General features: G+C 67.9%; 12 protein-coding genes. 7 read left to right on the top strand and 5 right to left on the bottom strand.

Translation table 11 applies throughout. From position 1 onward, the window contains the following. Window positions 1–1,024 (top strand): ATP phosphoribosyltransferase regulatory subunit (locus VFT73_RS01940; protein ID WP_326408457.1); only part of this gene is annotated, 1,024 nt, incomplete at its 5' end. On the opposite strand, the gene VFT73_RS01935 is transcribed toward VFT73_RS01940, so the two are convergent. From VFT73_RS01935 to VFT73_RS01925, 3 genes are all read right to left on the bottom strand, one after another. After that, window positions 1,017–1,907: an alpha/beta hydrolase gene (locus tag VFT73_RS01935; RefSeq protein WP_326408456.1), complete on the bottom strand. Its 891-nt coding sequence runs from the start codon at window positions 1,905–1,907 to the stop codon at window positions 1,017–1,019. The two genes, VFT73_RS01940 and VFT73_RS01935, sit on opposite strands and share 8 nt — an antisense overlap. A gap of 73 nt (window positions 1,908–1,980) precedes the next feature. Then, complete coding sequence (locus VFT73_RS01930) at window positions 1,981–2,310, bottom strand: cupredoxin domain-containing protein (RefSeq protein ID WP_326408455.1); 330 nt, start codon at window positions 2,308–2,310, stop codon at window positions 1,981–1,983. Between the two features lie 12 nt (window positions 2,311–2,322). Further along, window positions 2,323–2,844 (bottom strand): DUF4142 domain-containing protein, encoded by a 522-nt coding sequence (locus VFT73_RS01925; protein ID WP_326408453.1) that lies wholly within the window; start codon window positions 2,842–2,844, stop codon window positions 2,323–2,325. Window positions 2,845–3,025: 181 nt separating this feature from the next. Between VFT73_RS01925 and VFT73_RS01920 the strand changes: the two genes are divergently transcribed. After that, complete coding sequence (locus tag VFT73_RS01920) at window positions 3,026–3,709, top strand: RNA polymerase sigma factor (RefSeq protein WP_326408452.1); 684 nt, start codon at window positions 3,026–3,028, stop codon at window positions 3,707–3,709. 60 nt (window positions 3,710–3,769) lie between these two features. On the opposite strand, the gene rpmB is transcribed toward VFT73_RS01920, so the two are convergent. Then, a complete protein-coding gene (gene rpmB / locus VFT73_RS01915) occupies window positions 3,770–4,054 on the bottom strand; it encodes a 50S ribosomal protein L28 (protein WP_157026607.1) in 285 nt (94 codons plus the stop codon). Between the two features lie 146 nt (window positions 4,055–4,200). Between rpmB and VFT73_RS01910 the strand changes: the two genes are divergently transcribed. The 5 genes from VFT73_RS01910 to VFT73_RS01890 are packed head-to-tail and all read left to right on the top strand — an operon-like array spanning window position 4,201 to window position 7,471. Further along, window positions 4,201–4,452 carry a hypothetical protein gene (locus tag VFT73_RS01910; protein ID WP_326408451.1) on the top strand — a complete coding sequence of 84 codons (252 nt, stop codon included), beginning with the start codon at window positions 4,201–4,203 and terminating at the stop codon, window positions 4,450–4,452. Further along, complete coding sequence (locus tag VFT73_RS01905; protein WP_326408450.1) at window positions 4,449–4,619, top strand: YqaE/Pmp3 family membrane protein; 171 nt, start codon at window positions 4,449–4,451, stop codon at window positions 4,617–4,619. The genes VFT73_RS01910 and VFT73_RS01905 overlap by 4 nt, the downstream gene beginning before the upstream one ends. Window positions 4,620–4,634: 15 nt before the next feature. Then, on the top strand, window positions 4,635–5,087 hold the full coding sequence (locus VFT73_RS01900) for a nucleoside deaminase (protein ID WP_326408448.1): 453 nt from the start codon (window positions 4,635–4,637) through the stop codon (window positions 5,085–5,087). Between the two features lie 31 nt (window positions 5,088–5,118). Further along, entirely contained in the window at window positions 5,119–6,312 is a 1,194-nt protein-coding gene (locus VFT73_RS01895; RefSeq protein WP_326408447.1) for an acyl-CoA dehydrogenase, read from the top strand. Next, window positions 6,299–7,471 (top strand): CaiB/BaiF CoA-transferase family protein, encoded by a 1,173-nt coding sequence (locus VFT73_RS01890; protein WP_326408446.1) that lies wholly within the window; start codon window positions 6,299–6,301, stop codon window positions 7,469–7,471. Before VFT73_RS01895 ends, VFT73_RS01890 begins: the two co-directional genes overlap by 14 nt. On the opposite strand, the gene VFT73_RS01885 is transcribed toward VFT73_RS01890, so the two are convergent. Next, window positions 7,468–7,916: acyl-CoA thioesterase (locus tag VFT73_RS01885; protein WP_414712773.1), on the bottom strand; the 449-nt coding region annotated here is incomplete at its 5' end. The genes VFT73_RS01890 and VFT73_RS01885 overlap by 4 nt on opposite strands.

The raw sequence follows: 7,916 nt of genomic DNA, 5'->3' as shown, positions 1-7,916 counted from the left end.
ACTCGATGCGATCCGCGCGCATGGTTACGAACGGGTGGCGCCGCCGCTCGCCGAATATGAGGAGTCGCTGGTCGGGCGGCTGAAGGCCGGGGCCGCGCGCGACCTGCTGCGCGTCGCCGATCCGCTGTCGCAGCGCACGCTGGCGCTGAGACCCGACATCACGACGCAGGTCGGGCGCATCGCGGCGACCCGGCTCGCTCACCGGACGCGGCCGCTGCGGCTCAGCTATGGCGGACCGGTCGTCAAGCTGCGCGCGTCGCAGCTCCGGCCGGAGCGCGAGATGACGCAGATCGGCGCCGAGCTGATCGGCCGCGACTGCGCCGCCGCCGCCGCCGAGATCGTCGCACTCGCGGTCGAAGCGCTGGCGGCGGCGGGCGCGACCGGCATCACCGTGGATCTGACGCTGCCCGATCTGGTCGACACGCTCGCCGCGGGACCGCTTCCGCTGGACCAGGCGCAGGCGGCGCAGGTCCGCGCATTGCTCGACGCAAAGGATGCCGGCGGCCTCGCCGCCAGGGACGCCGCCGCCTATCTGCCGCTGATCGAAGCTGCGGGCCCGTTTCCCGATGCCATCGCACGGCTGCGCGCGTTCGACACGACCGGCGCGCTCGCCGCGCGCATCGCCGCCCTGGAAACGATCGCGGCGCGGCTGGACGGCGTTGCCACCGTCACGCTCGACCCGACCGAGCGCCACGGCTTCGAATATCAAAGCTGGCTCGGCTTCTCGCTGTTCGCCGACGGCCTGACCGGCGAGATCGGCCGCGGCGGCACTTACGCGATCCTGCACGAAGACGGCAGCGAAGAGCCGGCGGTCGGGTTCTCGATCTACCCCGACCCTCTCCTCGATGCGCGCACGGACGAGCCGCCGCCCCGCCGCCTGTTCCTGCCGCTCGGCCACGATCCCGCACAGGCGACGGCCCTGCGGGCCGAAGGCTGGGTGACGGTCGCGGCGCTCGGTCTGGAATGCGACCGTGCCGGCTGCACCCACGCGCTGGTCGAAGGCACCATTCAGCCGCTCACCTGAGCCGCGGCCGCTGCCCTTCAGGAAATACGCGCGCCAGAAACGCGTCGATCTCGGCCGTTGCCGCGTCGCCGGGCTGCCCGATCTCATTGTTCAGGCGCATGTGGGTCGTGTCCTTGACCGGCTGCACCGTCGCCTCCTGCGCACCGGCGGCGATCAGCGCGACCGAGAGTTGCCGGCTCTGCAGGCCAGCGAGCGGATTGTTGACGTCGTGCAGCATCAGCCAGGCGGGTGCGTTCGGCGGCTCGGCATGGCGGAGCGGCGACAGCGCAGCCTGCCGAGCGGGATCGTCGCCGAACGCCGGCTGGTAGTAGCGGACGACCGTGGGGGCGCCGCGGCCAGCCTCCATGATCGGCGGCACGTCGATCGCGGCCGCATCGAGCAGCACCACGGCTTTCAGCATGTCGAATGGGACGCCCGCTTTGTCGAGCCAGGCGGGATCGGCCCCGATCAGTGCCGCGAGCTGCCCGCCCGAGCTGTGCCCGATCAGCACGATGCGCTTCGGATCGACGCCGTCCTGCCGCCGCAGCTTCGCGATCGCCTGCGCGACGTCGGCCAGCTGCTCCTCGAGCGTCACGTCGGGTACGAAGCGATAGCTGACCGTCGCATAGGCATAGCCGAGGCTCGTGAAGTGATCCGGCTGGGCGCCGGCGGAGCCGGAGGTCTGTGCGCCTGCGCTCCAGCCGCCGCCGTGCAGATAGACGATCAAGGGCGCGCGGCCCGGCCGCTCGCGCGTGAACAGATGCGCGTACTGGCGTGCCGCCGGTCCGTAGCGGACCGCCAGCCGGACGGTCGGGCCGGCGACGAGCACGTGCGGCCCTTGCTGCTCGACGATAGCGGGCGTCCCCGCCGCAAGCAGGCCGGCCGAAATCAGCATTCCAAGCATCGCGCCCGCCCTCATTCCCGCTCCCGTCCGCGGCAAGTCTGCGGAAAGAAACTGTACCGGGCAAGCGCCTGGGTTATTTGGCGACCGTCAATTGGCCCGTCATGCCCGGATGATAGCGGCAGAAAAACGGAATCGTGCCGGCCCTGGTCAGCTTCATCGTGCCCGTAGCGCCCGGCTGGAGGTCGACATTGAAGCTGCCGTTCCTGGCGGTCGCGGTGTGGCGGAACAGGTCCTTATTCACCCAGCGGATCGTGTCGCCGACATGCAGGTCCGCGGGAAGGGGGCCGAACTTCAATTTATCGATGACGACCACGTGCACCTTCGGCGCAGCGGCCGCCGGCGAGAGGGCAAGCGGCAGCAGCATCGCGGCGCTTGCGGCGAAGGCGATCGGGAGCCGTGCCACTTGCCCTGCTCCCTATTTGAGTTCGCTGACCAGATGCTCGGCGTGCATCTGATGCTCGCCGAACAGCGTGCGGCCGGTCTGCAGCAGCGACTTCAGCTCGTCGTTGCTGGCGCCGGGGATCAGCGTCGAATCTAGCGCGCCGTTGACCGTCTTGTGGTAGGCGACCTCATTCTCGGCATAGGCCTTGTCGAAGGCCGCACCGCTCAATCCCGCGAGCCGGGTCTTGGTCGCCGCCGCCGCGTCGGACAGCGACTTGCTGGTCGGATTGTCCTCCGGCGTCACACCGAGCTTCTTGACGAGCGCCAGCGCCTTCTGGTTCACCGCCTCATGGTCGCGCACCATTTCCTGCGCGAACTCGCGGACCTTTGCGTTCTTCGACTTGGCGAGCGCCTGCTTGGCGGCCGCGATATCGATGTTCCCGGCGGTGTACGCGATATGGGCGATCTGCGCGTCGTTGATGTCCGCCGCGCGCGTCGCAACCGTTCCGGCCGCCAGCAATGCCGCCGCGCCGGCCCATGCGAATGCCTTGATCATGTTTGTGCTCCTCCTGCTTCCCCGAGCCTTGCGGATGGGAGCGGCCCGTCCGCCGCCGGTCTTGGATGCCGCGGCTGGTCTCAGGTTCCCGCAAGGACTCAAATCAGTTTAACATGCGTCGGGCATGCGTGGGAACCGCGGGGGGCGAGCGGCATCAAATGGCCGCACACCGGAGGGAGACATGAAGGCGCAGCCGGACCTGAACTACGACGCGTTGGACGACGCCGCTCTGGCTGCACGCCTCGCCGCGCGCGATCCGATGGCCGTGCGGCTGATCGCGCAACGCAACAACCAGCGGCTGTTCCGCGCCGCCTGGGCGATCCTTCGCAACCGGGCGGAGGCCGAGGATGCAGTGCAGAGCGCCTATCTGCGCGCCCTGGCCGGCATCGCCGGATTCGAGGGTCGCTCCTCTCTGTCGACCTGGCTGACCCGGATCGCGATCAACGAGGCGCTGATGCGCGTCCGCGCGGCGAAACGGCGGCGCGCCCATCTGGAAAACGATTCTGTCGTGGTGCTCGATGCGTACCGGGAGAGGCTGATGCAGGGATCGACCAGCGCATTGCCGCCCGACGCGGCCGTTGCGCGCCAGCAGATCAAGCGAATGCTGGAGGATGCGGTCGCGCGATTGCCGGCGCCTTTCCGGCTCGTCTTCATGCTGCGCGAGGTGGAGGGGTTGAGCGTCGATGAGGCAGCCGAAGCGCTCGGCATCGCACCGGCCACGGTCAAGACGCGGCACCTGCGCGCGCGAAGGCGGCTGCAGCACGAGCTCGCGCCGGAGCTGAAATCGGCTCTGGTCGGGACGTTCCCGTTTCTCGGCAGCGACTGCGAGGCGCTGACCGAGCGGCTGCTCCAGGCGATTCGCTGAACAGCAAAAGGCCGGCCGAATCGCATCCGGCCGGCCTTTGAAAGCCTCGAAGACGTCCGCTTAGGCGGCTTGCTTCTTCGCGATCTCGCGCTTCAGCTTGCGGGCGGTCGGCCCGAGCTTGTCCTCGCTGGTCTTCAGCAGCCAATTGTCCAGACCGCCGACATGTTCGACCGAGCGCAGGCCGTGCGTCGACACGCGCAGCTTCACGCTCTTGCCGAGCGAGTCGCTGATCAGCGTCACGTTCTGCAGGTTCGGCAGGAAAGTGCGCTTGGTCTTGTTGTTGGCGTGGGAAACATTGTGGCCCACCTGCCGGCCCTTGCCGGTCAGCTCGCAAATGCGCGACATCGCTTGTCTCTCAAATAAATCGGGATTGCCCGGAAAGGTGGCGCGCATAGCGGCAACCGGCCGCCGCGTCAACGTGAGTCGCACCCGATGAAACCGTAACGGGTCCGGCTCGTTCAGCTTCCCGAACAGGGTCAAGGAGAGACAAGATGCGTGGATTGTTGGCGGTGATTGCGATCATTGTGCTGCTGCTGATCATCGGCGTGGCCACAGGCTTCCTGAACATCAACCAGACGCAGGAAGCGAGCCTGCCGAAGGTCCAGGTCGAAGGCGGCCAGGCGCCGGCGTTCGATGCCGATGTCGGCGATGTCGACGTGGGCACCAAGAACGAGACGATCCAGGTGCCGACCATCGACGTCGACACGGCCAAGCAGGACCAGAAGGAAGACAAGGACAAATGACGAAGCGCGTCAGCCCCGTTGCAGTGGCGGGCGCCATCGTGCTCCCGCCGCTGGGGGTGTTCCTGGACAGGGGCATCGGCCGCGATTTCTGGATCGCGGCCGGCCTGACCTGTCTGGCGTGGCTGCCGGGCATCGCCTTCGCGCTGTGGACGGTGCTGGCCCGCTGACTTAAGCCGGGCCGCATGGCCTTCCCATTGCCCGAGCCGATGCGCCGTGCGCTGGAACTCGCCGACCGCGCGGCGGTGGAGGGGGAAGTGCCGGTGGGCGCGGTAATCGTCCGGAACGGCGAAGTGCTGGGCGAAGGATCGAATGCGCCGCGGCGCCTCAGCGACCCCACCGCCCATGCCGAAATGCTCGCGATCCGCGCTGCCGCGGAGCGGATCGGTACCGATCGCCTGCAGGACTGCGAGCTCTGGGTGACGCTGGAGCCGTGCGCGATGTGTGCCGGCGCGATCGCCCTCGCCCGCATCGCGCGCGTCTATTACGGCGCGCCCGACCCGAAAGGCGGCGGCGTCGAGCACGGCGCCCGCGTGTTCGCGCAGCCGACCTGCCATCACCGGCCGGAGGTGTATTCCGGAATCGGCGAGACCGAGGCAGGGGTGCTTCTCCGCGCCTTCTTCCAAGCCAGGAGATGAGCGGGTAGGGAGAGCGCAAGGAGCTCGACATATGAACGCTGCATCCATCGCGACCTTGCGCTGGGACGATCCGCTGCTGCTGGAGGACCAGCTGACCGATGAGGAGCGGGCGATCCGTGACGTCGCGCATGACTATGCACAGGATAAATTGCTGCCGCGCGTGATCGAGGCGTTCCGCGAGGAGAAGACCGACCGCGCGATCTTCGACGAGATGGGGGCGCTGGGCCTGCTCGGCGTCACGCTGCCCGAGGAGTATGGCGGCGCCGGCGCGTCGTACGTCGCCTATGGCCTGGTCGCGCGCGAAGTCGAGCGCGTCGATTCGGGCTATCGTTCGATGATGAGCGTCCAGTCCTCGCTCGTGATGTACCCGATTTACGCCTATGGCTCGGAGGAACAGCGGCGGAAATATCTGCCGAAGCTCGCGACCGGCGAATGGGTCGGCTGCTTCGGCCTGACCGAGCCCGATGCCGGCTCCGATCCCGGCGGCATGCGCACCAAGGCCGAAAAGATCGACGGCGGCTATCGCATTTCGGGCTCCAAGACCTGGATCTCGAACGCGCCGTTTGCCGACGTGTTCGTGATCTGGGCCAAGTCCGATGCGCATGGCGGCGGCATCCGCGGCTTCGTGATCGAGAAAGGCGCCAAGGGCCTCTCAGCGCCCAAGATCGAGGGCAAGCTCTCCTTGCGTGCCTCCACCACCGGCATGGTGATGATGGACGGCGTCGAGGTCGGCGAGGACGCCCTGCTGCCCGAGGTGCAGGGTCTGAAAGGGCCCTTCGGCTGTCTTAACCGAGCGCGCTATGGGATTTCCTGGGGCGCGATGGGCGCGGCGGAGGATTGCTGGCACCGCGCCCGCGCCTACACGCTCGACCGCAAGCAGTTCGGCCGCCCGCTCGCCGCCAACCAGCTCGTTCAGAAGAAGCTTGCCGACATGCAGACCGAGATCACGCTCGGGCTGCAGGCGAGCTTACGCGTCGGGCGGCTGTTCGACGAAGGCCGGATGGCGCCGGAAATGGTGAGCCTGGTCAAGCGCAACAATTGCGGGAAGGCGCTGGAGATTGCCCGCGCCGCGCGCGACATGCACGGCGGCAACGGCATTTCCGAGGAATATCACGTGATGCGTCACCTGATGAACCTGGAAACCGTAAACACCTATGAAGGCGCGCATGACGTGCATGCGCTGATCCTGGGCCGTGCGCAGACGGGGCTGAATGCCTTCTTCTAAGCCGCTCGCCGGCCTCAAGGTTCTCGAACTCGCGCGCATCCTGGCCGGTCCCTGGGCCGGGCAGATGCTGGCGGACATGGGCGCGGACGTGATCAAGGTGGAGCGGCGCGGGCACGGCGACGATACGCGCGGCTGGGGCCCGCCGTTCGTCGAAGGCGCGGACGGGCAGAGCCTTGGCGCCGCCTATTATCACAGCTGCAACCGCGGCAAGCGCTCGATCACCGCCGATTTCGAGGATGCGGCCGACATGGAGCGGGTGCGTACCCTCGCCCGCGACGCCGATATCGTTATCGAGAATTTCAAGACCGGCGGCCTGAAACGCTATGGCCTCGATTACGAAAGCCTGAAGGCGATCAACCCGCGCATCATCTATTGCTCGATCACCGGCTTCGGCCAGACCGGGCCCTATGCACCGCGCGCGGGCTATGATTACCTGATCCAGGCGATGGGCGGGCTGATGAGCATCACCGGCCTGCCCAATGGAGAGCCTGGCGGCGGCCCGATGCGGGTCGGAGTCGCCGTCGCCGACCTGTTCACCGGCATCTATGCGGCCGGCGCGATCCTCGCAGCCGTGCATCGGCGGCACGAGACCGGCCAGGGCGCGTGGATCGACATGGCGCTGCTGGACGTCCAGACCTCGGTGCTCGCCAACCAGGCGATGAATTATCTGGTTTCGGGCGAGGCGCCCGGCCTGATGGGCAACGCGCATCCGAACGTCGTGCCCTACCAGCCGTTCGAGACCAGCGACGGCCGCGCGATCGTGGCGGTCGGCAATGACGGGCAGTTCGTGCGCTTCGCGGCACTGCTGGGCGTGCCGGAGCTGGCCGACGATCCCGACTACAAGACCAATGCCGCGCGCATCGTGAATCGTGACCGGCTGATTCCGATCCTAGCCGAGCGAACCGCAACAATGACCCGCGCCGACCTGCTCGCCGCGCTGGAGCGGGAAGGCGTGCCCGGCGGCCCGATCAACGACATCGCCCAGGCACTCGCCGACCCGCACGTTCAGGCGCGCGGGATGCGGGTGGAACTTGACGCGCCGCATGTCGCCGGTGGCACGCTGTCACAGGTCCGCAGCCCGATCGTCATCGACGGCGAACCGATGGTGGCCGATCGTGCACCGCCGGCGCTCGGCGCGGACGATCCTGACTGGCGCTAGCGCTTCCGCATCAGTCCTTCCTGCGCGACGCTGGCGACCAGCCGGCCGTCGCGGGTGAAGATCATACCGCGGTTGAAGCCGCGGCCGCGGCCGCTCCAGGGCGCATCGGTCGAATAGAGCAGCCATTCGTCGACCCGAACGTCGCCGTGGAACCAGAGCGCGTGGTCGAGGCTCGCCGTCTGCACGCCCGGCTGGGTCCAGCTGAGGCCATGCGGGCGCATCGTCGTGCCGAGTAAATGCATGTCGCTGGCCCAGGCTAGCATGGCGCGGTGCATTTCAGGCCCGCCGGCAACGGGCGCCACCGTCTTGAACCAGACATGCTGCACCGGCTCGTGCGGCTCGGCCTCCAGCGGCGACCAGGGCGAGGCGTGGCGGATTTCGAACGGGCGCGGCCGCACGAAGAATTCGCGAAATGCTTCAGGCACCTGGTCGGCGATCTTTAGTC

It is taken from the genome of Sphingomonas sp. (assembly GCF_035758555.1).
GTDB lineage: Bacteria > Pseudomonadota > Alphaproteobacteria > Sphingomonadales > Sphingomonadaceae > Sphingomonas_B.
The sequence above is the reverse complement of the archived record's forward strand: the minus strand, read 5'-3'. Positions and strand labels throughout refer to the sequence as shown.